General features: G+C 60.9%; 21 protein-coding genes. 2 read left to right on the forward strand and 19 right to left on the reverse strand.

Annotated features, from left to right (window positions below; all coding sequences use genetic code 11):
• Positions 1 to 58 precede the first annotated feature (58 nt).
• The 14 genes from L6963_RS08730 to L6963_RS08795 all read right to left on the reverse strand — a co-directional run bounded on the left by L6963_RS08730 (position 59) and on the right by L6963_RS08795 (position 16,623).
• Positions 59 to 1,108 carry a hypothetical protein gene (locus tag L6963_RS08730; protein ID WP_237206633.1) on the reverse strand — a complete coding sequence of 350 codons (1,050 nt, stop codon included), beginning with the start codon at positions 1,106 to 1,108 and terminating at the stop codon, positions 59 to 61.
• 34 nt (positions 1,109 to 1,142) lie between these two features.
• Positions 1,143 to 3,983: a DEAD/DEAH box helicase gene (locus L6963_RS08735; protein WP_237206634.1), complete on the reverse strand. Its 2,841-nt coding sequence runs from the start codon at positions 3,981 to 3,983 to the stop codon at positions 1,143 to 1,145.
• Between the two features lie 108 nt (positions 3,984 to 4,091).
• Positions 4,092 to 4,940, reverse strand: coding sequence for a twin-arginine translocase subunit TatC (gene tatC / locus L6963_RS08740; protein ID WP_237185672.1), 849 nt, complete (start codon positions 4,938 to 4,940; stop codon positions 4,092 to 4,094).
• A gap of 101 nt (positions 4,941 to 5,041) precedes the next feature.
• Positions 5,042 to 5,299 carry a Sec-independent protein translocase subunit TatA gene (gene tatA, locus L6963_RS08745; RefSeq protein ID WP_237206635.1) on the reverse strand — a complete coding sequence of 86 codons (258 nt, stop codon included), beginning with the start codon at positions 5,297 to 5,299 and terminating at the stop codon, positions 5,042 to 5,044.
• A 5-nt stretch (positions 5,300 to 5,304) separates the two neighbouring features.
• Positions 5,305 to 5,619 (reverse strand): hypothetical protein, encoded by a 315-nt coding sequence (locus L6963_RS08750; RefSeq protein ID WP_237185671.1) that lies wholly within the window; start codon positions 5,617 to 5,619, stop codon positions 5,305 to 5,307.
• A 147-nt stretch (positions 5,620 to 5,766) separates the two neighbouring features.
• Complete coding sequence (locus tag L6963_RS08755; protein WP_237206637.1) at positions 5,767 to 7,719, reverse strand: helix-turn-helix transcriptional regulator; 1,953 nt, start codon at positions 7,717 to 7,719, stop codon at positions 5,767 to 5,769.
• Positions 7,720 to 7,791: 72 nt separating this feature from the next.
• Positions 7,792 to 8,193, reverse strand: coding sequence for an FKBP-type peptidyl-prolyl cis-trans isomerase (locus L6963_RS08760; protein WP_237185669.1), 402 nt, complete (start codon positions 8,191 to 8,193; stop codon positions 7,792 to 7,794).
• Positions 8,194 to 8,231: 38 nt separating this feature from the next.
• Positions 8,232 to 9,284 carry an FKBP-type peptidyl-prolyl cis-trans isomerase gene (locus tag L6963_RS08765; protein ID WP_237206638.1) on the reverse strand — a complete coding sequence of 351 codons (1,053 nt, stop codon included), beginning with the start codon at positions 9,282 to 9,284 and terminating at the stop codon, positions 8,232 to 8,234.
• Positions 9,285 to 9,389: 105 nt separating this feature from the next.
• Complete coding sequence (pafA, locus tag L6963_RS08770) at positions 9,390 to 10,823, reverse strand: Pup--protein ligase (RefSeq protein WP_237185667.1); 1,434 nt, start codon at positions 10,821 to 10,823, stop codon at positions 9,390 to 9,392.
• A 52-nt stretch (positions 10,824 to 10,875) separates the two neighbouring features.
• A complete protein-coding gene (locus L6963_RS08775; RefSeq protein ID WP_237185666.1) occupies positions 10,876 to 11,073 on the reverse strand; it encodes a ubiquitin-like protein Pup in 198 nt (65 codons plus the stop codon).
• A 29-nt stretch (positions 11,074 to 11,102) separates the two neighbouring features.
• On the reverse strand, positions 11,103 to 12,707 hold the full coding sequence (dop, locus tag L6963_RS08780; protein ID WP_237206639.1) for a depupylase/deamidase Dop: 1,605 nt from the start codon (positions 12,705 to 12,707) through the stop codon (positions 11,103 to 11,105).
• Between the two features lie 2 nt (positions 12,708 to 12,709).
• Positions 12,710 to 14,395 carry a proteasome ATPase gene (gene arc, locus L6963_RS08785; protein WP_237206640.1) on the reverse strand — a complete coding sequence of 562 codons (1,686 nt, stop codon included), beginning with the start codon at positions 14,393 to 14,395 and terminating at the stop codon, positions 12,710 to 12,712.
• A gap of 87 nt (positions 14,396 to 14,482) precedes the next feature.
• Positions 14,483 to 15,517 (reverse strand): tRNA (adenine-N1)-methyltransferase, encoded by a 1,035-nt coding sequence (locus tag L6963_RS08790; RefSeq protein ID WP_237206641.1) that lies wholly within the window; start codon positions 15,515 to 15,517, stop codon positions 14,483 to 14,485.
• A gap of 65 nt (positions 15,518 to 15,582) precedes the next feature.
• On the reverse strand, positions 15,583 to 16,623 hold the full coding sequence (locus L6963_RS08795) for a site-2 protease family protein (protein ID WP_237209115.1): 1,041 nt from the start codon (positions 16,621 to 16,623) through the stop codon (positions 15,583 to 15,585).
• A 205-nt stretch (positions 16,624 to 16,828) separates the two neighbouring features.
• On the opposite strand from L6963_RS08795, the gene L6963_RS08800 reads away from it, so the two are divergent.
• Positions 16,829 to 17,713 carry a PAC2 family protein gene (locus L6963_RS08800; RefSeq protein ID WP_237209114.1) on the forward strand — a complete coding sequence of 295 codons (885 nt, stop codon included), beginning with the start codon at positions 16,829 to 16,831 and terminating at the stop codon, positions 17,711 to 17,713.
• On the opposite strand, the gene mshC is transcribed toward L6963_RS08800, so the two are convergent.
• The 4 genes from mshC to L6963_RS08820 all read right to left on the reverse strand — a co-directional run bounded on the left by mshC (position 17,710) and on the right by L6963_RS08820 (position 21,472).
• Complete coding sequence (gene mshC, locus L6963_RS08805) at positions 17,710 to 19,014, reverse strand: cysteine--1-D-myo-inosityl 2-amino-2-deoxy-alpha-D-glucopyranoside ligase (RefSeq protein WP_237185660.1); 1,305 nt, start codon at positions 19,012 to 19,014, stop codon at positions 17,710 to 17,712. The genes L6963_RS08800 and mshC overlap by 4 nt on opposite strands.
• 120 nt (positions 19,015 to 19,134) lie before the next feature.
• On the reverse strand, positions 19,135 to 19,965 hold the full coding sequence (locus L6963_RS08810; protein ID WP_237206644.1) for an undecaprenyl-diphosphate phosphatase: 831 nt from the start codon (positions 19,963 to 19,965) through the stop codon (positions 19,135 to 19,137).
• Positions 19,966 to 20,054: 89 nt separating this feature from the next.
• On the reverse strand, positions 20,055 to 20,357 hold the full coding sequence (locus L6963_RS08815) for a hypothetical protein (protein ID WP_237206645.1): 303 nt from the start codon (positions 20,355 to 20,357) through the stop codon (positions 20,055 to 20,057).
• Between the two features lie 152 nt (positions 20,358 to 20,509).
• Positions 20,510 to 21,472, reverse strand: coding sequence for an L-lactate dehydrogenase (locus L6963_RS08820; protein ID WP_237185657.1), 963 nt, complete (start codon positions 21,470 to 21,472; stop codon positions 20,510 to 20,512).
• A 387-nt stretch (positions 21,473 to 21,859) separates the two neighbouring features.
• Between L6963_RS08820 and L6963_RS08825 the strand changes: the two genes are divergently transcribed.
• Positions 21,860 to 23,926, forward strand: coding sequence for an MDR family MFS transporter (locus L6963_RS08825; RefSeq protein WP_237206646.1), 2,067 nt, complete (start codon positions 21,860 to 21,862; stop codon positions 23,924 to 23,926).
• Between the two features lie 82 nt (positions 23,927 to 24,008).
• Here L6963_RS08825 and L6963_RS08830 read toward each other — a convergent pair whose 3' ends face one another.
• Entirely contained in the window at positions 24,009 to 25,514 is a 1,506-nt protein-coding gene (locus L6963_RS08830; protein ID WP_237206647.1) for a protein adenylyltransferase SelO family protein, read from the reverse strand.
• Positions 25,515 to 25,697: the final 183 nt, after the last annotated feature.

Below are 25,697 nucleotides of genomic sequence, written 5' to 3' on the forward strand. Positions count from 1 at the left end.
CATTATATAGGGTGCAGGTGCCCGAGCGTGTATCGCGGGCCTGGGTCTGAGGTGACGCCTAGCCCACTTTGTGGCCGTTGCGGTACAGGCTGACCAGCTCGGGGCGGGGTACGTCGGGGGCAAGGACAGGGAGCAGGGGGGTGCGGGCGCGCGGGTCGGTGCTCCAGGCGGCAATGCGGCTGTCGGGGGTCTGTACGATGAGTTCGGTGATGGTCCAGAGGGCGCAGTGGGCGGGGGCTCCGGGCACGAGCTGGCCGGTGAAGGGGTTGGGGGCGGACGCTGCGCGGTAGACAGCGCGGGTGCAGGCGGCAAAAGCGGCGCGAGCCGATACTGCTTGTTCTGGCTGTGCGGGATTGACGGCGGCGTTGACCTGCTCCCAGCCCAATAGTGAGGGCCGGGTACCGGGGTCTGACCCTAGGGTTACTGCTGCTCCCGCCGCCAGGGCCCGACCAAAGGCTTCGCCGGAGCGGTCGAAGTCGCCTGAGAAACCGAGGGTGACCTGTAGGTTTTTGGCTTGTTCGAGGTCGCCTTCGGTTAGCTCGGTGAGTCCTTCCAGGCTGGGGCTGATCCGCAGACGGGTGAGGCCGTCAAGAGGTGCCAGATGAGCCAGGTACTCCCCTACCTGAGACTCATCGGTGACCACCAGCATCAGTTGCAGACGCTCTTCTGCCAGCGAAGCCAGTAACTGCGAGCTGAGCTCTCCCGGGGATGAGATAAAAATACCGCGGACGCCGGCGGGCAGCTCCCTGCCACCCTCAAGGCCGCCTACGGGAAGGTAGTAGTCAGCAGCTACCGCAGGGTGCGCTGCAGGGAGCTCCTGCGCGAAATCAGTGAGCAGCAGGCGGGCATAGCCGTAGCCAGCTGCCGCTAGCTCATCGAGCAGGGCGGGAGCGTCCGCCCCGGTCGTAGAAGCCGCTGCCAAGGCAAAGCTGGGGGTGACCAGGCGTCCGCCCAGCTCCTGCACGGTCATGGAGGAATCCGCGATAGAGCGGGCACCGGCGTCCTGCCCCACCCACTCCACCTGCCCCTCGTTCATGACCAGGGCGGTAGCAAAGGGGTCAGCGGGGCTGTAGACAGAGCCATCGAGCATGACAGTTGCGGGCATCATTGCCGTCCTTTCAAAATACTGACAGTACAACAGACTAAAGCTGGGTTGCTACCACGCCGCGGCGCAGCAGGTTGATAGCGGCCTCGCACTGGGTGCGTAGCTGGGGGTCAGACGATGCCACATGGGCAATCTGATCAAGGCTATCGATGACCTGTTTGGTCCAGCGCACGAAGTCGCCAGCGGCCAGGTCGGTACTATCGATCGCCTGGGCGAGGCTCTTGCCCCGCGCCCACTTATAGACGGGCCAGACCATACCGAAGTCAGGCGAGGCGGTCTGCGGTAGCCGGTGGAGTTTTTCGGCGTCGTTGAGCTTATTCCAGTGCTTCAGCACGGTCATCAGCGCCCCCTCAACCCCGTGACCGGGGTAGCGAGACAGAAGACCCAGCTCATCGCGTTTAGCCTCATAGACCAGGGCTGAGACCACCGCAGCGGTAGAAGCCGGGTCAAGGCCCTGCAAGAAACTGTCCTCAAGGCAGAGGGAGGTCAGCAGGTCCTTTTCACCGTAAACCCGGCGCAGGGAGGCACCCCGGGCGGTGAGCACGCGACGCCCCTCCACTGTCTCAACGTAACCGTAGCTAGCCAGCAGCTGGGTAATACGCTCAAAGACCTGGGCAATAGTGTTGGTGCGGCGCTCAATCTGACGGCGCAAACCGTCGGTATCGCGCGACAGGCGGTACCAGCGCTCAGCCCACCGGGCATGGTTCTCGCGGTCAGAGCACCCGTGGCAGGGGTGGTTGCGCAGGGCCCGGCGCAGCTCTTCAAACTTCTGTTCCTCCCCGCGCTCGCGCTCGTTGAAGTACTTCTTCTGAGACCCCGAGCGGGCAGGAAGCCCCTGATAGAGGGCCTCACGCATACGGGAGGCCATGTCTCGGCGGTCCTTGGGGGTCTTACCGGTGAACTTCTTTGACACCTTAATCTTCGAAATCGGCAGAACCGGCCCGTCGAGGTCGCGGGGGTCGAGGCGGCGCAGCTGTGCCGCCATCGTCAGAATGGACGGGCGCGGGTCGTCCAGAGACTCGGCCCTGGCCAGCACTACTGCGGGGCCCGCATTACGGCCTCGGGGGATCTCGATGATATCGCCGGGCAGCAGGTCAAGGACGGACGCCACCGCCTGGGACTGGCGCAGACGGCTACGGCCCTTCTCGGCCTTTTTCTCAAGGTCAGAGAGGTCACGGCGGATGCGGGCGTACTCGGTAAAGTCACCCAGATGGCAGGTCATCGCCTCTTCAAAACCGGCCAGAGCCTTTTCGTTCTTTCTCACCCGAGAAGCCACTCCCACCACCGACTTATCGGCCTGGAACTGGGCAAAGGAGCTTTCCAAAATCTTCTTGGTGCGCTCAGTGCCAAACTGGGCAATCAGGTTGGCGCTCATATTGTAGGTGGGCTTGAAGGAGGAATTGAGGGGGTAGGTGCGCTTCGAGGCCAGGCCGGCTACCTGCTGGGGCTCTAGCCCGGGGCGCCACATGACAACAGCGTGCCCCTCAACGTCGATACCGCGGCGGCCCGCGCGTCCGGTCAGCTGGGTGTACTCCCCCGGCGTGATATCCACATGGGTCTCACCGTTGAACTTGGTGAGCTTCTCAAGCACCACCGACCGGGCCGGCATATTGATGCCCAGGGCCAAAGTCTCGGTGGCAAAAACCATGCGAATGAGCCCCTCAGAGAAGAGGGTCTCAATAACCTCCTTGAAAACCGGCAGCAGGCCCGCATGGTGGGCCGCTACACCCCGCATCAGGCCCTCACGCCACTCGTAAAAACCGAGCACCGCCAGGTCACTGGTCTCAAGGCTAGCGGTAGCCTCAGCGATGTAGGCCCGAATAGCCTGGGCCTCAGCCTCGGTTGTCAGGCGAATGTCGGCATCGATACACTGCGATACCGCAGCATCGCAGCCCACCCGCGAGAAAATAAAACAGATACCGGGCAGCAGACCCGCCTTATCGAGGGAGCGAATCATCTCTGGGCGGCTAATGCGTTGGGGGCGGACGGGCGCGCTCGCCTCGTCCGCGCTGCTGCGGCGCTCGCGGTCATAGACCTGGGACTGGTAGCCCTGGTTGCGACTACGTTTGCCCTTGCCCAGCCGGGAGAAGGACTTGCCGCCCGGGCCCCGCGAGGGGCGGGGCCGGCGTCCGACCCGTATCAGTTCCGGGTTGACCTCGGGCAGGTCGGTAGCAGCGGCGGCGTCCTCGACGGTGGTGTCGCCGGCAAAGAGATCCATGAGGTGGCGGCCCACCATCACGTGCTGCCAAAGGGGAACCGGGCGGTGCTCAGAGACGATAATGTCTGTCTGACCGCGCACGGTATCGAGCCAGGCTCCAAACTCTTCGGCGTTGGAAATAGTGGCCGATAGGGCGATGACAGAGATGGATTCGGGCAGGTGAATAATGCATTCTTCCCACACTGCGCCGCGGGAGCGGTCAGCTAGGTAGTGCACCTCATCCATGACGACGTAGCCCAGGTTGGCCAGGGTGGCGGAATCTGCATAGAGCATGTTACGGAGCACCTCGGTGGTCATCACGACCACGGGGGCTTCGGAATTGATGGAGGTGTCGCCGGTCAGCAGCCCCACGGCGTCCTCACCGTAGGCTGCCACCAGGTCGTTGTACTTCTGGTTACTCAGAGCCTTAATCGGGGTGGTGTAAAAGGCCTTTTTACCCTGCGATAGAGCCAGGTAGATAGCGAACTCTCCCACGATCGTCTTGCCCGCCCCAGTGGGGGCAGCAACCAGCACACCCCGGCCGTCCTCAACCGAAGTGCAGGCCCGGCGCTGGAAGTCATCCAGGTCAAAGCTCAGGGTCTGCTCAAAACGGTAGAGAGCGGTCTTTGAGAAGGTGGCGCGTTCTTTGGCGCGCAGGTACTGTTCAGCGTAGCTAGCCATATGTCTAATCTTAGGCGGTAGATTTCGGCCAGGGGCACCCCGCAGTCAGCTTTCGTTCCAGCGCGAACAAAAAACCGCCCCGACACAGCGTGCCGGGGCGGGAAAGTTTTAGGAGCGACCGAGCTGGTCGAGTTCTTCTAAGCTGGTGGCTCGGTTGAGTTCGTCGTCGGTGAGACCCTCTGCCAGTTTGGCGTTGCGGCGGTCGCGGCGCTTATCGTTGAGCATGGCGATACCGATAGCAACAAAGAAGAAGAAGAGCAGGGGCAGCATGAGGTAGAGCATAGACATGATGTCGTTACCGGGAGCTGCCATAGCTGCGAGCAGACCAACGAGCACGACTACCCAGCGCCAGGACTTGAGAATGGTCTTACCGCGGATCAGGCCGATGAAGTTAAGGCCGACCAGGATAACGGGCAGCACGAAGGCGATACCGAAGACCAGCATGAATTTAACCACGAAGCTGACGTAGACGTCGGCGGTGAAGAGGTTGGTTGCGCCATCGGGGCTGAACATGGTCAGGGTGCGGACGGCGGTGGGCAGCACCCACCAGGCCAGGCCGGTGCCCAGAAGGAACATGGGGATGGCGGTGAAGGTGAAGCCCAGGGTGTAGAGCTTTTCCTTGCGGTAGAGGGCCGGGGTGATGAAGGCCCAGAGCTGGTAGAGCCAGACGGGGCTTGCGATGACCAGGCCGATGTAGAGGGAGATGCGCACCATCTGGTCGAAGGGAGATGTTGCGGTGGAGTAGTTCAGGGCGGCGGTGCGGCCAGCTTCGGTGTTGATGGCGTAGACCGGGGCGCTGATGGCCTCCATGAAGGGCTCGTAGAGGAAGAAGCCGCCGATAGCGCAGATAAAGGTAGCAACAGCCGCTTTGATCAGGCGGTTGCGGAATTCGCGAAAGTGCTCGCCGAGGGCCATGGTGGCCTGGGGGTTGTTCTTTCGGCTGGTTGATTTAGCCATGGGTGCCTTCTACTGAAACTCTGGGAGCCCATAAACCCGCGCCCTGGGTGGCCAGGGCACGGGTCGGGCGGTTAACTCACGAACGCTCTGGGGGCGAGAACTTAGTTCTGTGAGCCCTTGTTCTGGTCGGTGGTGGTGGGGTTGTTGATGACCTCACCGGAAACGACGGAACCGTTGGCGTCGCCGTTTGCTTCGTTGTTCTTCTTGGAGTCGTTCTTCAAGCCGTCAACTTCTGACTTGAAGATACGCATGGACTGGCCAAGGCTGCGGGCCATGCCGGGGAGCTTGGGGGCACCGAAGAGCAGGATGATGATGACAAGGAGGATGATGAGATGGACGGGGCCGAGGTTACCGAGCACGAGCGTCACCTTTCTTGAAGACGTTTGAGGTCTCCGACGAGTTGGGGCTGTCCGAGTTCGTCGCGGCGCTGTGAGCGGCGGCGGGCTCGGTCGAGCGTTCGAGTGTTCTTGCCCTGGATGTAGTCTGCGTAGGCGGTTCCTACCGGGGTGAAAAGAGCCGGTTGCGGTTCTTCTCTGAGGGGCTGGGCGTGGTTGGCCTGCCCAAGCGCATCTGTAATGCTGGACTCCCAGTCTTGGGCGGCATCGAGTGCCCCTAAGGCTTTGCGGAAGACGCGGTATAGCAGCCAGGCTAGCAGGCAGAGCGAGCTCACTACGAGCACGGTCCACAAAACTATCCAAAACCACCAAGGCATAGTGACAATTATATATGCCAATCGGCAACAGTTTTGAGAATATTTTGCTGTGGCCTTGCACTGATTCTGCTGGGTGTTGGGTTGCCAGCGGTTGCAGGGCTTTATTTTGACCGGCTAGTCACCCAGCAGCTCAAGCAGGCTAGCCCGCAGGTGGTCGGGGCTTAGTAGTCGGACGGTGGGGCCAAGATCTATCAGAAGTTGCAGGGCCCACAGCGTATGGGCAACCGGTATTTTGTAGAAGGTCACACCGTTTTCGTCGGCGATTTCAAGCGCATACCGCTGCAAAACGCTGTGGGTCTTTTCCCGTAGGGCAGGGGGTAAGCTTTTCGAAACGGCCAAAATCATCATTTCGGCAGCTACCTGCCCCTTGGTGAGCTGGGTGAGCCAGCTTCGGGGGCTGATAGGGGCGGACGTGCCCTCCCCCTGCCCGAGACCGGTCTGGTAGGACCCGCTCAAACTATCGCCTTCCACCAGGCTCATGCTCAAGATTTGGTCAAGCCTAAAGTGCCGTACCTGACGGCTGAGCCGGCACCAGGCTTGCAGGTAACGAGGGCCGTTATCGACCATGAGAGCTAGCGGTTCAATCACGCGATGGGTCACTGAGCGGTGGGAACGGTAGGTAATTTCGAGCGGTAACTTGTCGTCGAGAGCTCGCTGAATCATCGGGTCAAGGTCAGCCCGATAGACGCCCACCCGCTCAGGCATGGGAGCAAGGTCGGGGGCGGCCTCCCCCGCAACCGAAGCCCAAACCTTCTGACGCAGGTGGCTGTAAAAGGACTCAGTATCGAGACTGGCAGATAGGTCCAGGGCAAGGCTGAGGACTAGTGCCTCGGTTTCGGTCAGGGAGACACCGCGGGTCAGTACCTGCTGCCCCCGTAAGGTCACAAAGCCCTGAGCGTTGATGTCTAAAGCCAGAGATTCAAACCCTACGCTACTGGCTAACCCTTCTAACTGAACACGGGCTTTTGACTCCGTGGTAGAAAAGAAATCGGCCAGGGAAGTTAGCGGCAGGCCACCGGTGCTTTCCACCAGGGAGACCATCAGTAGAAGCCTCATCAGCTGATCAGCGGCGCTTTCACGCGACCGCTGGGCGGCCACCGGCTTCCAAGCTTTTGCACGTTCAGGAATAACTAGATCAGGCAAAGAGGTGTGCCAGGCCCTCAGCTCCTGCCGCAGGCCGGCTTCTTTCTCAGCAACCTTCTGCTGGTAACCCTGAACCACACCAGCAACCTCCCTGTCTAAGGGGAGCAGGTGGGTGCGTCCGTCCTTTATAGCCTGCAGGGCAGACTCCACCAGCCCGTAGGAGGGGCTCAGCTGCGGCTCGTCCTTACCGTCGTCCTCTGCCACCAGAGGCAGGCTGGCCACCAGTGGAACCTGCTCGGGCTCCAAGGCTGCCAGCTCCCGCACCATCGAAAAGGACGCCGGAGGCTCCGGCCCCTCCACTGCAAGGACAGCCAGGCCCGCAGCCCGGTCAAGCCTAAAAATACGCTGGCCCTGCCGGGCCCTATCCCAGCCCACCAGATACCAGTGCCCAAACCGTAAACCTAAGCCCCAGCAGGTAACCGTCCGCACCTCATCCCGGCCAGCATACTGAAAACTCACTCCCTTGCCCTCAGCCACCGCTGCCAGGCACTCAGCAACCCCGGGGACCGTCGTAAACCGAGCTGGCTCCCCCAGCTCACCGCCCAGGCGCTGGCCCACACTCGCCCCCACCTTCAGCAAGGCAGCCCGCGCCAAGCGCTCCAACTCGGTGCCCTCCCAGGCCCTGGCACAGTGACTCAAAACCACCACATCCAAGGCAGAAAAATCAGCAACCGCCTGAGACTTGCTCTCAAGACGGTACACAAAACCCAGCTGTGACCGGTCAGCCCGCTCAGCTACCAGCTCAACACCCAAGGCTCGCAAAACCTGCTTATCCCGCTCAAACATACGCTCAAAAGCAGCATCTGTAGCGGCTAGATCATACCCCGGCACCCGCTGACGCAGGGCCTGTCGGTCCAGCCCCCAGGGGGCCGACGAAAGCACATCAAGCAGGGCAGCGGCACGTTCAACAGCTTTAGAAGTCACATACATAAAGATAGCCCCCGGCTCTTTCGAACCGGGGGCCAAACACGCTCAGGCAGAGACCAGGAGCAAGAATTAACGCTTGATGACGTCTACCAGGTCAACCACGAAAATCAAAGATTCGTTAGGACCAATAGCAGAACCGGCACCGCGGGAACCGTACGCCATCTCGCTGGGGATCTCCAGGCGACGGCGGCCGCCCACCTTCATACCCAGCAGGCCCTCATCCCAGCCGCGGATCACCATACCGACACCAACCTGGAAACGCAGGGGCTCACCGCGACCCCAGGAAGAGTCAAACTCTTCACCGGTGGAGAAAGCTACACCCACGTAGTGGGCTGAAACGGTATCGCCAGCCTCAACGACCTCACCGGCACCCTCAATCTCATCGATGATGATGAGTTCTTCGGGGGTGCCGCCTTCGGGAAAATCAATTTCGGGCTTGCTACGGTCGAGATTACGCTGACCAAATGACATGAGGTTTTACCTTTTCTAATCGAGTGATAACAGAGGTCTTATTCGCTGGCTGAGGCGGTAGCTTCAGCGCTCGCAGACTCAGAAGCAGACTCGGTAGCGCTGGCATCTGCGGTTGCGGACGCGTCGGCTGAGGCGCTAGCTGATGCTGCGGCGGTGCGGGTGGGTGAGGAGCCCAGGATGTCTACCACGAAGACCAGGGCACCTTCGGGGGCGCCGCTGGTGGCGGCGTCCTCGCCGTAGGCCAGCTCGCTGGGGATGACCAGCAGGACGCGGGAACCGACGGTCTTACCGGCCAGGCCCTGCTTCCAGCCCTCGATGACGCCGTTCAGGGAGAGGGCGGTGGGGGTAGCGCCGAAGTTGCCGTCGAACTGGGTGCCGTCTGACCAGGTCACACCAACGTAGTTGACGTAGAGGGTGTCGGATTCACTCACAGTTGCACCGGTGCCGGTGATGAGGTCTTCAGTGTAAAGCTCGGTGGGGGCATCGCCGCGGTCTGCTGACAGGGTCAGGGTGGCGGTGCCGTCATCGGCAAGGGAGAAGCTTTCCAGGGCGGACGACTTCTTCTCGTTCTCGGTGCCTTCAGCGCTCTTGAGCAGCTTACCGGAGACGGTGTAGACCTCGACGTTGGTGGCGGTGCCCGCTGAAACGGTGGGGGTTGCCTCAGCGGTTGAGGTGGAGGTGGTATCGATGTTGGTGGAGTAAGAGAAGGACATACCGACCTTTGAGCCGATCAGAATGTCGTATAGCTCGGGGGCGGCGTTCTTCAGGTCTTCGCCCACGGGGATAATCATGGGTGCGTCGGTGTAGGTGGTGCCCAGGGAGGTGCCGTCGGCTCCGCTGAAGACGGTGGCGTCAACGAGCAGGCTGTCGCCGTCCTCGATGGTGGCGCCGTCGCCGTCCTCAATCTTGTAGGCTTCGGTGCCGTTGGCTGCGAAGGGGGTTGCGAAGGAAACCGAGGGTTCGGCGGTTGCCCCGTTCATGGAGTAGTCGACATCTGAGAGGCTGCTGCCGCTGCCGGAGCCGCCGCAGGCAGACAGAACGAGGGCGAGCACGGCGCCGCTGGATGCGAAAAGGGCTGACTTTTTCTTCACTGGTTTCACTTTCCTTGAGGTTGCGCTCTTCAGCAGAACGCTTTTATTCACCGCGTACATACTAGCGGATAGAGCTGGGTGGGGTCTGGTAATTTGCCGGTTTGCCTAGATAAAGGGTGGGGACCAGGCGTCCTGGGGGCCGGGGTTGAGGGTGGCCAGCAGGTCGTCCATGGCGGCGCTTTCGGTGGCGAAGGGGTCCTTGCACATGACGGTCAGGTGGGGCTTGTTGTTGAGTTTCAGGTGTACCCAGTCCACGGTGAAGGGCTCGCCGGCGTTGCGGGCAGCACTGATGAAGCGGCCGCGCAGGGAGGCCCTGGTGGCAGGAGGGTGCACGGTGGCATGGGCAATGTCATCGGGGCTGACCAGGTTCTTGACCAGGCCCTTGCGGGTGAGCAGGCCAAAGACGCCTCGTGCGGGGTCGATATCGTGGTAGGCCAAATCAAGCTGCTGGATTTTGGGGTCGTCGTAGCCACTGGCCCCGCGGGCGATGTAGGTATCGAGTAGCTTCTTTTTGATGGCCCAGTCAATTTCGGTATCGATCTGGGAGGTATCGCCGCTTTCCACCGCATCCAGGGCCCGGCCCCAGAGATCCAGGATATAGGGCACGTCCTCGTGGTGGGCCCCTTTCTCTTCGATGTAGCGGGTGGCGGCCACCTGGTAGTGACGTTGCAGGGTCAGGGCGTTGGCTTCACGGCCGTCCGCCAGGGGGAAGGTTGCTGTGCCGGTCAGGTCGTGGGAGATAACGCGCAGGGCGGTGGCGGTGTCTTTGATTTCGAAGTTCTCGAGGGGGTAGTAGTCCTCAAGCATGCGAAGCACCAGGTCGGTAGCCCCGAGTTTGAGCAGGGTGGTGGCCTGCGACATGTTGGAATCCCCGTTGATGACGTGCATACGACGGTAGAGCGAGGCGTCGGCGTGGGGCTCGTCGCGGGTGTTGATGATGGGGCGGGCCCTGGTGGTGGCTGTTGATGAGCCCTCCCAGATGTAGTCGGCGCGCTGGGAGAAGGAGAAGCTGGGCTGCCCCTCTGGCCCGAGCGGACGTCCGCCCCACTGCGGGGGGCCTGCCGGGTGTACCTTACCCGCCCCCACCACAATCTGGCGGGTAATCAGGAAGGGAATCAGGGAGCGGACCAGGCGGGAGAACTCCACCTTGCGCTCTAGCATGTAGTTCTCGTGGGAGCCGAAAGAGTTGCCCGCCGAGTCAACATTGTTTTTGAAGAGGAAAATCTGCCCCTGATAGCCCTCTGCTTCGAGGGAATCTTCTGCCTGGTTGACCAGGTCATTGAGCAGGTACTCCCCCGCCTTGTCCTGAATCAGGGCATCGCGAACCGAGGCGGTCTCGGCGGTGGCGTATTCGGGGTGGGATCCCACATCGAGGTAGAGTCGCCCGCCGTTGGGCAGGAAGACGTTGGAGGAACGCCAGGTGTCTACCACCGGTTTGAAGAGCTTGCGGGCGGCCTCTTCTGGGGCCAGGGGGCCAAGCCCTTTCGGGATGTATCTGATGCCGAACTCGGTTTCGATGCCGAATATTCTGCGTTCCACGGGTCTTCCTTAGGCGTTGGGGCGGGTACTGGCTGCTTGTGAGGGGCTGGGCCTACTGGCCGCCCTTTTGGACGAAGCCCTTGACGAAGTCTTCGGCGTTCTCTTCGAGCACGCCGTCGATTTCTGCCAGCAGGTCATCGATGTCTGATACTGCCTGCTCGTTCACCTCGGTGTTCTGGTGGGCGATGGCTACTTCTTCTACCTGCTGGGAGGTGGTTGAGGTGGTGTTCTGACGCTGGATGCGGTCCATGATGTCTCTCTTTCTATGTGGTATGACGGCTAGCTGTGCTGCTGCTGGCCGGCCAGTAGGGCAAAAAGCTGGTCTGCGTGCTCTAGCCCCAGGTGGGGTTCAACGATTTCGGCGGTAAAGTACTCGGGGTTATCCATGGTCAGACGGTGCAGGTCGATGGAGAGCGGGTTGCGTACCGAGAGGGTGTCCCAGTTGGCTCCCACGACCTCGTCGGGCCAGGTGGTGATGAGTTTACCGCGCAAGTAGGCACGGGTGTCGCGTGGCGGCTCGGCGGCGGCCCGGGCAATGTCTTCGGGGCTGAAGAGTGTCTTCATGCGACCCAGGGCTACCAGCTTGTGGTACAGGCCCTTGCCGGGGCGGACGTCCGAATACTGCAGGTCGATGGCGGCCAGCTTGGGGTTATCCCAGCTCAGGCCCCGGTCAACGTAGCCCTTCAGTAGGGCGTACTTGGCAACCCAGTCCAGGCGGTCGGCCAGGGATAGGGGGTTATCTGCCAGGACCTCTAGCACCTCGCCCCAAAGCTGCAGAATCTCGGCGGTTGCCTCATCGGGGTTGGTCTCTAGCGCGATGGCAGCATCGAGGTAGGCCCGCTGAATCTGCAGGGCGCTCATGCTGCCCCCGCCCGCGAGGGGCAGCTGGGTGCTCAGGGTCAGGTCGTGGCTGACCGTGTGCATGGCAGCAACCGGGTCAGCCAGTTTGATGGCGGGAGCAGTTTTCGCCTCAATGAGGTTCAGCACCAGGGACATGGTGCCAAACTTGAGCAGGTTAGAGGTGTGCGATAGGTTAGCGTCGCCGGTGATCACGTGCAGGCGGCGATAGCGGTTGCTATCGGCGTGGGGCTCGTCGCGGGTGTTAATCAGAGGGCGGCGAACGGTGGTTTCCAGCCCGACGGTGCGCTCAAAGAAGTCAGCGCGCTGGGAAATCTGAAAACCTGCCTGCTCCCCCGCTGTACCCAAGCCCAGCCGTCCTGCCCCCACCATGACCTGGCGGGTGGCGAAGAAGGGCAGCAGGCTAGCTGCCAGGTACTCAAAATCGACGGTGCGGGGCACCAGATAGTTCTCGTGGGAACCGTAGGACTGGCCCTTGCCGTCCGTATTGTTCTTGTAGAGGTTGACCGCAGGCATAGCCGAACTCTGGCTAGCGGTTACCTTTTCAATGGTGGCTACGGTTTGTGCGGCGATGTGGTCGCCTGCCGCATCCCAGAGGACGGCGTCGCGCGGGTTAGTCACCTCGGGCGAGGAGTACTCGGGGTGGGCATGGTCCACGTAGAAACGGGCCCCGTTGGGCAGAATCGAGTTCATGGTGACCGCGTCCCAGTCGATACGCTCGGCAAAATGCCCGGCCTCGCTCAGGGCTTCTGCTGCGATGTCTTCGCTGGTGAGCACGTGGGCGGTATCGGTTAGCTGGGTGGGGTGGGCCTGCTCGCGCGGCATGTCGAAACCGCGAGCATCGGCTAACGGTGCTTCTGAACCGTACTCCCAGCGGGTTTCAAGGGCCGCTGAGAGCTCCTGCTTGAAAAGGGTGTCGTAGGTGTTGACTACAAAGGCAGAGAGCACCGTGGGGTTGGCGTGGGGCTTTTCCGGGGCGTGCACCCCGTACTCGGTCTCGGCCCCCATGATACGGCGAACAGTCATCGCTAGACCCCCGCTCCGGTATCGACGGCACGAGCCGGGGCTGCGTTAAGCACGCGCAAACGAATGTTGAGGGTGGAGAGGACGTCCTCAATTTCGCTGGCCTGGGGCACCTCGACCTGGTCCTCGAATTCTGCGCGCACGGCCTCAAGCAGGTGCTCGGTGCTGATGCCCTCAGCCCCGGTAGACAGGTAAGACTTAATCGCCAGCTTCTTAGCCTGATCGACGATATTGCGGATCACTGCGCCCGAGAGGAAGTCGCCCCTGAAGAGCCAGCGGCTCACGCCGTTCTCTAGATCAACGCTGATGTAACGGTTCGCCGGCTCAGCGGAGAAGAGGTGTTCAATGACCGTCTCAATCATGCTGGCAACAGCTTTCTGCTGGGACCCGGCTCGTGCCACCTCAGCCTGACTAATCGGCAGGTCCTCTGTCAGGTAAAGCCCGAAGATTTCGGCAGCGCCGGCCCTGTTGGGGCGGTTAATGCGGATCTTCACGTCCAAACGCCCCGGGCGCAGCACGGCCGGGTCAATCATGTCTTCGCGGTTGGTCGCACCAATCACAATGACGTTATCCAGGCTCTCAACCCCGTCAATCTCAGCCAGAAGCTGGGGCACAATGGTGGTTTCTACGTCCGAAGACCGGCCCGAACCGCGGGTGCGGAAGAGCGACTCCATCTCGTCAAAGAAAACCACCACGGGGTGGCCCGCTCGTGCCTTGTCGCGGGCAGCAGAGAAGATATCGCGAATCTGTCGCTCGGTCTCACCCACATACTTATCCAGCAGCTCCGGGCCCTTGATGTTCAAGAAGTAGCCGGTCTTTTTACCATTCTCAGACCGCTCCGCAGCCCGCGCAGCCAGAGAGTTAGCCACAGCCTTGGCAATCAGGGTCTTACCGTTGCCGGGAGGGCCGTAGAGCAAGATACCCTTGGGCGGGGTGAGGCGGTACTGGCGGTAAATATCGGGGTGCAGGAAGGGCAGTTCAACGGCGTCCCTAATCAGGTCAATCTGGTCACCCAGGCCACCGATATTGTCATAGGTAACATCGGGTACCTCTTCCAGCACCAGCTCCTGGGCATCGGTATGGGGAACCAGGGAGGTCACCATCTGAATACGCGAATCGTAGGTGACGGTATCCCCCACCCGCAGCTCGTCCGGGTCCAGAGCGCCCGAGATGCGGGCCACAGCCTTTGACTGGTTGGGCAGGTCAACCACCAGGTGATCGTGATCGAGCACCTCACGCACCGTCACCACATCACCGTAGCCCTCAAACCCCAGCGACACCACGGCCTGGGTCTGCTCGTTGAGCAGGACGGTCATACCCGGCTTCACCTGGGCAATCGGCAACAGGGGTGAGCAGGTGATACGCACCAGACGGCCGCCCAAGAGCACATCAAGATACTCCTCAATCTCAGCCGGAGTCTTGCCCTCGGCAAGATCCTGGTAGGTCATCGTCGCCCCGTGCACCCCCAGCACCAGGGCAGAATTCAGCGGCGGAGCCACCTCCTGAGCCAGCGCCATGCGCAGGTGCTCAATCTCGTTCTTAGTCTTGGTCAGAGCCGTCACCAGTTTTTGATTACGCTCACCAGCGGCCCGCAACTGCCGGTCAAGGTTGCGGCGGTTATCGTTGGCTATGTTGAGCTGCCGCAGAATTCGCTCGTAATCAACCGACGAGACGGTCAAACGTTCATTCATGCTGGAGGCACTTCCTTCTGGTAAGACTCACCGGTGAGCCAGAACCCCGCCACCCCAAAACTCGGGTAGCGGGGCCGTCATGGGGTTTTAGTTTTCGGAATCCTGGTCAGTCTGCGCTGCCTCAGCCTTCTGGGCTGCTGAAGCTGCCTTCTCAGCCAGGTTCAGGGCATCTCGGCCAGCCCGGCGCAGCTTGCGGTCAGAGACGTTACGCTCACCCAGGGCTGCCGGAGTCCAGGCGTTGAGATCCTCTTCTGAGAAATCGGTCTTGGAGGCACGACGCTTAGGGGCCAGACGCTCCGCCCCGTCGGCCAGACGACGGGCGGTAATGAGGAAGCCGGTGTGGGCTACCATGCGATGGTCGGGGCGAACTGCCAGGCCCTCAACGTGCCAGCCGCGCACCATGGTTTCGTGGGATTCGGGCTCGGTGAAGCGGCCATCGGCGCGCAGGGCCTCAGCCACGCGGGAGAGCTGGGTTACGGTTGCAACGTAGCAGATGATGACGCCACCGGGCGCCAGGGCGGTGGCTACAGCATCCAGGCACTCCCAGGGGGCCAGCATGTCGAGGACGGCGCGGTCTACGCTACCGGGTTCTTCGACCTCGCCCAGTGCTTCAGCCAAATCGCCCAGGGTCAGCGACCAGGCGGGGTGCTCCCCACCGAAGAAGGTCTCGATGTTGCCGCGGGCGATATCGGCAAATTCTTCTCGGCGTTCGAAAGAGCGCAGGTGGCCGCCGTCCCCCACGGCCCGCAGCAGGGCGATAGAGAGGGCACCGGAGCCGACGCCAGCTTCAATCACGCGGGCACCGGGGAAGATATCGGCCATGGCCACAATCTGGCCGGCGTCCTTGGGGTAGACCACGGCAGCGCCGCGGGGCATAGAAAGCACAAAGTCCTTGTAGAGCGGGCGCAGGGCCTGGAACTTGAACCCCTCGGAGTTTTCAATCACGGTGCCCTCAACGTTGCCGATGAGCTCGCTGTGCTTAAAGAAACCGCGGTGGGAGTGGTACTCCCCGCCTTCAGCCAGGGTAATGGTGGTCATGCGTCCGCGCTCGTCGGTTAGCTGGACGCGCTCTCCCGGGCGGAAGGGGCCACGGCGGTTGACACTACCGGTAGGGGTGCTCATAAGGTCAGATTTCTCTTTCGTTTTTGGTCTGGTTTCTTCTATTGTCTCAGAAAAGCGCGGTGGGGTCATTTAGATGAAGACGTGCCAGCGCCCACGGTGGCGAGCACCGCCTGGGTCATGGCCTGGGAGGTCACCAGCCCTACGGGGGTGGCGGCGTCCATCACCACCCAGGTGAGGTTCTGCCCCCGCTGCTCTTCGGGCAGCCGGTAGTGGGCAAAGCCGCTGTACTCATCGAGGGTGTCGATGTAACCGGTCTGGATGCCCAGGGTGCGGGCTGCAAGGGGCTGGGCGATTGCAGCTAGAGGCTGCTGGTCAAGAGTGCCCAGCGAGGCAGCGAGCGTTGTGGGTTCAACGAGGGCTAGGGGGTGCACGGATGTTCCCTGCTGCTCTACCAGGAGAAGGTGGGATACGCCGTCCCAGCGCTGGTGGGCACCACCGATGCTGCTGTGCGGGTCAGCAAGCTGGGCGGGAACCATCAGGGCGGACGCCCGTAGGGGGTGGTGAGGGTCAGAATCCTGCGCGAGTTGTTTGAGGGAGTGGTTGGTACCGCTCCACAGATAAAAGGCCAGGGCAGCGGCCACCAGTAACACCCAGGGGGACCGCCACAGGCCGGTAAAGAGCAGGGCGCTAGCTAAGAGGGCAAGGAGCAGAAGTCCCGTATAGGCCGTCACCCGGGTTGCCACCGACCGGCGTCCTACCAGGATAAAGACCAGGGCTTCGAGGGCATAGCCACCGTCGAGGGGGAAGGCCGGTATCAGGTTAAAAATACCGATAGCAAGGTTGACCTGGGCAGCTAAGGCGAAGCCAAAGAAGTCGGCGGAACCCGTCACCAGCCAGATAAGCTGGCACAGGGCCGCTACCGCAAAGTTCACCAGCGGGCCAGCCACCGACACCAGCAGCGAGGTAGCTGCCGAAGCGGTCTGCATCTTGGTCTGCCCGCCCCACATGTTCAGGGAGATGGACGAAATCCGCACCCCCCGTGCCCGGCCCACAGCTGCGTGGGCAAGTTCGTGGGCGAAAACACCCAGCGCCAGGGTACCGGCAACCACACCTGCAGCGAGATAGCCCTGCACCTCTGTTAAAGACCGCAATGACGCCAGATTCATACCGTAACCCACCACAACCAAAGCCATGAGGGGGAACCAGGAGAGGCGCAGATATATTGGCGCCCCCGCGAAAGAACCAATCCGAAGACCCGGATGGGACGTCATACCTTTACCTCCTGAGCGCTACATCACCGGAGCTACCGCCCCGGAACTCTCTAGTCTATTGCCTGTAGAGGTTACGGCCTATCAGGAGTAGGATATGGGGGTGATTAATCAGCCCCTCCCCCTCAACGCTCTGAACCATTTTGCAAGCACCTCCACCCTACCGGCTCACGCCCCCACCGTGCTCCTGGTCGGTTTCGCTGGGTGGAATGACGCCGGTGATGCCGTTATCGACGCCTTCCGCGCACTGTGGGAGCACTACCCCGCCACACCGGCGCCCGGCTTTGACGTGAGCGGCTGCTACAACTACACCGAAACCCGGCCTCTTCTGAGTATCGACGAGGACGGCACCCAGCGCATTGCCTGGCCCGATACAGTCTTCACCGAGGCACACACCACCGCCGGCGTCCGCCTGCTGACCCTCTCGGGTCCCGAACCCTCCATGAACTGGCAGACCTACATCGAGCGTTTTAAAGACCTGGTGCAACGGGAACAGGTTGACCTGGTTGTTTTCTGCGGGGCCCTGCTCGATGAGGTCCCCCATACCCGCCCCCTGCCGCTGAGCGTTACCAGCTATACCAGCAGCGTCCTCGCCTTAGAGGGCGTAGAAGCCAATACCTACCAGGGCCCAACCGGCCTGATCGGCGTGTTGGCGTTCGAAGCCGGGCAGGCTCATATACCGGCCCTCTCCCTCTGGGTCTCGGTTCCCCACTACCTGCCTGAGCCGCCCCACCCCAAGGCAACCTTCACCCTGCTCTCTGCCCTCGAAGCGATTCTGGGCTTCCCCATGCCCCTAGAGCGCAGCGCAGACGACATCGCCAGCTGGAACCACCAGGCCGACGCCCTCATCGAGGACGAGCCCGAGCTGGCCAGCTACGTACGAACCCTAGAATCAATAGCTGAGGCCAACGACGATATCGCTGACCTCAGCCAAATAGATATTGCGGCCCAGTTCGAGAAATTCCTCAAGGACCAGGACGACAACTAGGCAGCAGGTACCAAATCAACACCCAGGCGGGCCATGAGCAGGTCGGCTACCAGCTGACCGCCGGCACCACCGTTCTCAAGGGTAGAGAGGGCCCACTGGTCAAGGGCAACCAGAGCGGCGGGAGTGTTGAGGTCGTCGGCAAGATGCTGGCGGACGCTCTCAAGCAGGGAAAGGGCGGCCTCATCGGGCTGCCCCTCGGCAGCTTCCGCAGCCGAGCGGTAGAGTTCCAGACGCCCCTGGGCCTTGGTCAGCAAATCTTCCTGCCAGAACCAGTCGGTGCGGTAGTGGTTATCCATAATCGCCAGGCGGATAGCAGCAGGTTCTACACCGGCAGCCCGCAGCTTCGACACCAGCACCAGGTTACCCAGGGACTTGCTCATCTTCTCCCCGTCAAGACCCACCATGCCGGTGTGCATGTAGTGGCGGGCCATAGGCTCACCGTTCAGGGCAAAGGAATGGCTCGAACCCAAATCGTGGTGCGGGAAAATCAGGTCAGAGCCACCGCCCTGAACAGAGAAGGGTGCGCCCAAGAACTCACTCGAGATCACACTGCACTCGATATGCCAGCCGGGGCGGCCGCGTCCTAGCTCCCCCGCCTCCCAGGCAGGCTCCCCCGCCCGCTCAACGCGCCACAGCAGGGGGTCAAGGGCATTACGCTTACCGGGGCGATTAGGGTCACCGCCGCGCTCGCCAAAAATGGTCAGCATCTCTTCCAGACTGTAATGGGCCACCTGACCCAGCGACCAGCCGCCTTCGCGGCCTTCACCCAGTTTCTGGGCGGCCTCAATATCGAAGTAGATATCACCGTCGGGCTGGGTAACACCATGCTCATCGGTGAAACCGGGCACGCGGTAGGCCACGCCCTCGTGCAACAGTTTCTGCACGGCAGCCGCCACAGAGGGCACCGAGTCGACAACGCTCACGTAGTGGTCGGGGGCAATGACGTTCAGGGCCACCATATCGGTACGGAACAGCTCGGTCTGTTCCTCAGCCAGCTGCCGCCAGTCAACGCCGGTCGCTTCGGCACGTTCAAGCAGGGGATCATCAACGTCGGTGACGTTCTGTACGAAGGTTACCTCTACCCCGGCATCGCGCCAGGCCCGGTTCAGCACGTCAAAAGCAACATAGGTAGAAGCGTGCCCCATGTGGGTAGCGTCGTAGGGGGTAATGCCGCAGACATACAGCCCTGCACGGCTCTCACGCTCGAGGGTCTGCCTGCCCCCGGCCGCAGTATCAAAGACGGTGGGAAGGGGCGCCTGCCCCGGGAGTGACGGAATGGTGGGCTGGTCCCAAGCTCGCATGAAAACCTCACGATAGTTGATGTGCGCCTACCCCGAATAGCCTCGGGCGGCACTTTTTCTCTTCCTAAAACAATACCCGCCCGGAAAGGTATTTCCGGGCGGGTAAAAAGTGAGACAGGTCTACGCGGCGAGGACGCCGGTGCCCAGCAGGATGTACAGGGCAAGACCCAGGGCGATACGGTACCAGACGAAGATGCTGTAGCTCTTGTTGGAAACGTACTTGAGGAACCAACCAATAATCAGGTAGCCGACCACGAAAGCAACCAGGGTTGCGACCATGGTGGAGCCGAAACCGTAGTAGCCGGTGAAGCCCTCGGAGATGCTGCCTGCCAGCTTATAGAGACCCGATGCGAAAACCGCGGGGATTGCCAGCAGGAAGGAGTAACGGGCGGCAGCCTCACGGGTGTAGCCCATGAGCAGACCGGCCATGATAGTACCGCCGGAGCGAGAAACACCGGGAACCAGGGCCAGGGCCTGCGCGAAACCGTACAGAATACCGTGCTTGATGGTGAGGTCTTTCAGCTCGCGCTGTTCGCGACCGATACGGTCTGCAATACCCAGGAAGATTGCGAACACAATCAGCATGGTTGCGGTAATCCAGAGGCTACGGAAGGTTGAATCGATGTAGTTCTCCAGCAGGATGCCCAGAATACCAATCGGCAGGGAGCCGATGATAATGAACCAGCCCATGCGGGCGTCCGGATCCTTCTTATCAACCTTGCCCACCAAAGAACCGAACCAGTTCTTGATGATGCGAACGATGTCCTTCCAGAAGAAGACCAAAACAGCCGCTTCAGTACCCAGCTGGGTAATAGCGGTAAAAGCCGCACCGGGATCCTCGCTGTTCGGCAAGAACTGACCCACGATACGAATATGACCCGATGACGAGATCGGCAAAAACTCAGTTAGACCCTGGACGAGACCCAGGATGATTGCTTGTATCCATTCCACAGCAGAAAACTCTACGCGAGTCAAAGAAAAAGCACAGCACCGCTCGCGGTGCTGTGCTTGGAATAACAGGTAGAACTTAGGTAACCGGTCTACTTCTGCTCTTCATCGAGGTAGTACTCCACCTCATCATCATCGTCTTCGTCGTCTTCATCATCGAAGTCGTAGTCAAAGTCATCGTCGTCGTCTTCATCTTCGATGAAAACTTCGAGCGGTGTGACCTCTTCGTAGGCGTCGAACAGGGCTTCTTCGTAGCGTTCAAAGGCGTTTGCGATGGCTACGTAGGTGTTGTCGACGGCGGCGTCGTGTTCACCGCGGCTATTGATAATAGCGTTGAGGTGCTCTTCGAGGGCGGCGGTCAGGTGAGCCAGTTCGGCACGAGGGTTATTACTCATACAGTAGACGTTACCCCCTTTCTCGGTAGGTGGGAAATACCGAGCGGTGAAAATTTGGTGAATCACACATAACAGTGCCGCCCCGCTCGGGTGGGAGCGGGGCGGCACCGTCTATAGGGCCAGGCTTCGGATGCGCTAGTGACTTACCGGTTTTAGAAGCCCAGGGTTGCCAGTGAGGAGTTGATGGCGTTGGCTGAGGCGCGCAGACGCTCGATTTCCTCATCGGTCATGGGGACGTCGAGTACACGCTTGACGCCGTCACGGGAGACAACGGAGGGCAGTGAGAGAGCGGCTTCGCCCTCGATGCCGTAGCGGCCGCGCACCTGGGTTGCGACGTTGAGTACGGCGTCCTGGCCGTGCAGGATAGCTTCGGCGATGCGGGTAGCTGAGATACCGATGGCGTAGTTGGTGGAACCCTTACCTTCGATGACCTTGTAGGCTGCACGCATAGCTTCTTCTGCCAGTTCTGCCTTGACCTCTTCGGTGAAGACCTTTTCGCCGTCTTCGTTGGTCCACTCATCAAGGGGAACCATACCGATGTTGGCTGCTGACCAGACGGGGAATTCTGAGTCGCCGTGCTCACCAACGATGTTGGCGTGAACTGACTTGATGGAGACACCAGCCTTTTCAGCGATCAGCCAGCGCAGGCGGGATGAGTCGAGCACGGTACCTGATGCGAAGCAGCGCTCGGTGGGCAGGCCGGTGATCTTCTGAGCAACAACGGCGAGGACGTCGCAGGGGTTGGTGACGATCATGAGGATAGCGTTGGGGGCTACCTCCATGACCTTGGGAAGCATGGACTTGAAGATGTTGACGTTTGCTTCTGCCAGTTCGAGGCGGGGCTGACCGGGCTTCTGGCGGGCGCCTGCGGTAACGATGATGAGGTCTGAGTCGCGCAGGATTTCTACATCGCCGCTGCCTGAAACTTCAGCTTCGTGGGCGAACATGGTGCCGTGGGCGATATCGAGGCCTTCTGCCTCAGCGCGCTCACCGGCGATGTCGTAGATAACGATTTCATCAGCTGCGCCGCGCAGGGTTGCTGCGTAGGCGGTTGCTGAACCAACACCACCTGCGCCGATAACGCCGAGCTTGGTGTTCTTCTTTTCGAGAGCCATGGGAGGTTCCTTTCAGCAGATGCTGTGGGGTTGTTTTGTGTTCGTTACATCTCAAGTATGCCAGAAAAAATACGCTTTTATGTGGGTTTATCTGCTTTTCATTTGGGGTTTTGCTGACCTTTACTCAGAAAAGCCCACAAAACCAAATATGTGCAGGATGACCCTTTGTGAAAGCTCACACCCGGTCTTACGTAGATAATTTCAAGCTACCCTGCCCACTGTGGTGCACAAGACGCTTTCAGAAGGAAGTATTTTTGCAGAACTGCACTTAAGCTTGTTAAGTTCGCGAACCCAAGACTACGCAACCGCCCGCCACAAGCGTCCGCGCACCGTAGACCAAGCAAAACCGCGCGAACCCGCAATTCACTCCAGACCTAAAGGTTCGTCATGTCTACAGCACCAGCTACACCAGAGCAGACAACCACCCAAGACCAACCCCTCATGACCCATCGGCAAATCATGCTGGTCATCGTCGGTCTTATGGCGGGCATGTTCCTCTCATCCCTCGATCAAACCATCGTCTCTACAGCTATCAGGACGATCGGTGATGACCTCCACGGCCTAGAACAGCAGGCGTGGGTCACCACCGCCTACATGATCACCTCCACGATCACCACCCCTATCTACGGCAAGCTCTCCGACCTCTTCGGCCGTCGCCCCCTCTACCTCTTCGGTATCGTCGTCTTTATTCTGGGTTCGCTTTTTTCCAGCTTCTCCACCTCGATGATTATGCTGGCTGCCTTCCGCGCTTTCCAGGGCATCGGTGCGGGCGCCCTCATGTCTCTACCCATGGCGATTATGGGTGATATGCTGGCTCCCCGTGAGCGCGCCAAGTACCAGGGCTACTTTCTGGCCGTCTTTGGCATCTCCTCCGTGCTCGGCCCCCTCACCGGTGGCCTCTTTGCCGGTAGCGACGAAATTCTGTGGATTACCGGCTGGCGCTGGGTCTTCCTCATCAACGTCCCCATCGGCATCATTGCCCTGGCTATGGTCTGGAAGTTCCTGCACCTGCCCCGCATCACCGATGCTGCCCTCAAGCCCCGCGTTGACTGGTGGGGTGCAACCAGCGTTGTTGTAGCTCTGGTCCCCCTCCTGCTCGTGGCTGAACAGGGTCGCGAATGGGGCTGGACCTCCGCTGCGTCCATCACCTGCTTCGTCATCTCCGCCCTGGGTCTAGCAGCCTTCCTCATCATCGAATCCAAGATGGGCCAGGACGCCATCCTCCCGCTGGCTCTCTTCCGCTCCGGTGCCTTCTCCATGTCGTCCCTTCTGGGCTTCCTGGTTGGCTTCGGCATGTTCGGCGCCATGATGACTATCCCCCTCTACCTGCAGATTGTCACCGGGCTAACCCCCACCGAGTCGGGCTTCGCAACCCTACCCATGATGGCCGGTATTATGACCGCCTCCATCGTGTCGGGTCGCATGGTCGCTAGCACCGGTAAATACCGCATCTTCCCCATTCTGGGCACCGCCCTCATGGTAGTTGCCTACTACTACCTGACCTTCATGACAGCGGACCGCCCCCTCTGGTTCCTCATGCTGGGCATGTTCATCATGGGTCTTGGCCTGGGTCAGCTCATGCAGTCCCTGACCCTGGCAGCCCAGAATGCTGTTGCTCCCTCCTACATGGGTGTGGCGTCCTCCGCCGCCACCTTCTTCCGTCAGATCGGTGGCACCATGGGTACCGCCGTCCTGCTGTCGGTTCTCTTCTCAGCTATGCCCGGCAACATCATGAAGGCCATGGGCAACGAGGACGACCTGCGTTCGGGTCTTGACGCCGCGCTGACTCCCGCAGTGGCCTCCGCTCCTGAAAACCAGGGCATCATGGAGCAGATGTGGAATCAGATTGTGGAGCCCGTCCAGAGCTCTATCGCCTCTCAGCTCTCAACCGCCTCTGACCAGGCTCGAACCGCCGCCGACGATACGGTGTACCAGCAGGTTTCTGCTGCGGTTCAGGCCCAGGTTGACGCTGGTGCCCTGCCTGCCGACCAGGCCCAGACCTTCATTGACACCCAGGTAGCTGAAGCCACCCCGGCCGCTGAAGAGGCCGCACTGGCATCTGCCGCCGAGCAGGCTCACGCGTCGGTTCAGGACGGCACCCTGGCCGTTGACTGGTCCGATGAAGCCCAGCGCTCCTACTGGGTAGACCAGCTCACCCCCACCCTGGCAGAGCAGATTTCTTCTACCTCCACCGATGGTGAAGGTTCAGGCGTTTCAACCTCTGATACCTCTTACCTCACCGGTGCGGACGCCCGCCTCACCCGCCCCTTCATGGTTGGCTTCAACGCTTCAACCCTGTCGGTCTACTGGGTTGCCTTCTTTGCCACCGTTCTGGCCTTTGTTCTGGCTCTCTTCTTCAAGACTCCCCCGCTGCGTGCAGCTTCAGGTCTGCAGGAAAATGCCCAGGGCAACAAGCAGGCTGAAGATGCCGCTCCCGCTAGGCGCTCCCGCTAGCAGAAGGCCGGGGCCTGTCACCGAACTTGTCGGTGGTAGGCCCCGGCCTTTTTAAACCAAATTCTAGATAAGAGAAGTTGCTCTATGTTCCGCAAAAGCTCGTGAAGAAGCGGGACTCGGCAGGAGCGCCTTCCAGATAGTCCAGGCCGGCATGGCGCTCAAAGGGGTTACTGACGGCTTCCAGCAGCTCCTCAATCGGTTGCCGATTCCCGCGCTCCATCTGCCGTAGGGCAGCGTCGAGGGCTAAATTTCTGGGGATGTAGACAGGGTTATGTGCCAGCATGAGTTCCGTGGCCCGTTCAGGGGTAGTACCTGTAGCGACCTTCAGTTCTTCCCATCGAGCCAACCAGCCCTGCCGGTCTTCCTCGGGTAGCATGCAGGTTCCTTCAGCCAAAGACCTAAAGAACCCTGTAAAGTCCAGCGCGTGGCGCTCTAGCAGCCCCAGAGTTGCCTGCCCGAACCTGCCCACTTGGGCGCGGACGTCCTCACCAACCCCGCCCAGGTCAAGCCCCAGCTTGATAGCAAATGCCGCTATTTGCTGCTCTACCACTTCATCTTCGAACTCCGAAATCACTTCGGTGGCTAGGTGGATTGCCCGGTTCGGATCTTCAGGGTCGATGATATCGAGCAGGGTTTCAGCAAAGCGGGAAAGGTTCCAGGCGGTGATACCGGGCTGGTGGTTGTAGGCGTAGCGGCCCTGACGGTCGATAGAACTAAAAACCTTGCCGCGCTCAAAAGCATCAATGAAAGCGCAGGGGCCAAAATCGATAGCCTCGCCGGATATAGTCACGTTATCGGTGTTGAGCACCCCGTGCACGAACCCCAGCGCCTGCCAGCTAGCTACCAGGTGAGCTTGCCGCTGCGCCACAGCACGAAGCAGGGCAAGGGCCCGCTCACTGCGGGTTTCTCCCGGGGTGAGGTCGGGGTAATGACGGGCCAGGGCATAATCGACCAGCTGCCCCCGCACCTCGGGGTCGCAGTGGTACTGGGCAAACTGGAAGGTACCTACCCGCAGGTGGCTGGCGGCAACACGCAGAACCAGCCCCGCCGGTTCCGGTTCAGGTGCGCGGCGCTGCACCTTCTCGCCGGTCTCGAACACAGCCAGGGCTCTGGTGGTCGGCAGACCGAGCGCATGCAGGGACTCCCCGATGACCGCCTCGCGCCAGGCCGCCGAGAGTGGAGCCTTGCCGTCCGAACCGGGGCGCGAGAAGGGCGTCCGGCCACTGCCTTTGATGTGTAAATCGCAGCGGGCAGCACTACCGCCTTCTTCCCGCGCGGGGATAGCCAGTTCACCAACGAGGTGGGCCCGACCATCGCCCAGCACCGGCGAGAGCTGCCCGAACTGGTAGCCCGAGTAGGCCAGGGCGACCGTGGGGGCCTCTCCCCTGCCGGTCATCCAGGCTAGACCGGCGTCAGTGCGCAACCAGGCCGGGTTCAGCCCCAAGTCGCGGGCAAGATTCTCGTTGAGCCAGGTCAGGCGGGTCCCCTGCGGGATATCCGGCTGGGCAGGGCGGGTGAGGCCGGGGAAGGTCTCACTGTAGGTATGGTCAAGGAGCGGGGCGGACGCACGGGGTTCAGTAGGCTGCATAGGGCTAGTTTATCGCCCGGTTGAAGGCTAGAGAGACTGGCTTAAAGGCAGGGAGCTGCCACCGATTTCAAAATTTTTTAAGGGCGCCAGCCAAAAATTATCAGTTTAACTGATGAATAAAGTTGATAATCTACCGGAGCATAAGAATTCCGCCAGGGCCTGGTTCGTAGCAATAGGGCCTAA

Source organism: Rothia nasimurium, from assembly GCF_928392795.1.
Classification (GTDB): Bacteria; Actinomycetota; Actinomycetes; order Actinomycetales; family Micrococcaceae; genus Rothia; species Rothia nasimurium_F.

Bases quoted from the DNA above. Each gene is read 5' to 3' on its own strand.
- L6963_RS08730 (WP_237206633.1), bottom strand. From the start codon at position 1,108: ATGATGCCCGCAACTGTCATGCTCGATGGCTCTGTCTACAGCCCCGCT.
- L6963_RS08735 (WP_237206634.1), bottom strand. From the start codon at position 3,983: ATGGCTAGCTACGCTGAACAGTACCTGCGCGCCAAAGAACGCGCCACC.
- tatC (WP_237185672.1), bottom strand. From the start codon at position 4,940: ATGGCTAAATCAACCAGCCGAAAGAACAACCCCCAGGCCACCATGGCC.
- L6963_RS08760 (WP_237185669.1), bottom strand. From the start codon at position 8,193: ATGTCATTTGGTCAGCGTAATCTCGACCGTAGCAAGCCCGAAATTGAT.
- L6963_RS08775 (WP_237185666.1), bottom strand. From the start codon at position 11,073: ATGGACCGCATCCAGCGTCAGAACACCACCTCAACCACCTCCCAGCAG.
- dop (WP_237206639.1), bottom strand. From the start codon at position 12,707: ATGACTGTTCGCCGTATCATGGGGGCCGAGACCGAGTACGGGGTGCAC.
- arc (WP_237206640.1), bottom strand. From the start codon at position 14,395: ATGAATGAACGTTTGACCGTCTCGTCGGTTGATTACGAGCGAATTCTG.
- L6963_RS08790 (WP_237206641.1), bottom strand. From the start codon at position 15,517: ATGAGCACCCCTACCGGTAGTGTCAACCGCCGTGGCCCCTTCCGCCCG.
- L6963_RS08795 (WP_237209115.1), bottom strand. From the start codon at position 16,623: ATGAATCTGGCGTCATTGCGGTCTTTAACAGAGGTGCAGGGCTATCTC.
- mshC (WP_237185660.1), bottom strand. From the start codon at position 19,014: ATGCGAGCTTGGGACCAGCCCACCATTCCGTCACTCCCGGGGCAGGCG.
- L6963_RS08815 (WP_237206645.1), bottom strand. From the start codon at position 20,357: ATGAGTAATAACCCTCGTGCCGAACTGGCTCACCTGACCGCCGCCCTC.
- L6963_RS08820 (WP_237185657.1), bottom strand. From the start codon at position 21,472: ATGGCTCTCGAAAAGAAGAACACCAAGCTCGGCGTTATCGGCGCAGGT.
- L6963_RS08825 (WP_237206646.1), top strand. From the start codon at position 21,860: ATGTCTACAGCACCAGCTACACCAGAGCAGACAACCACCCAAGACCAA.
- L6963_RS08830 (WP_237206647.1), bottom strand. From the start codon at position 25,514: ATGCAGCCTACTGAACCCCGTGCGTCCGCCCCGCTCCTTGACCATACC.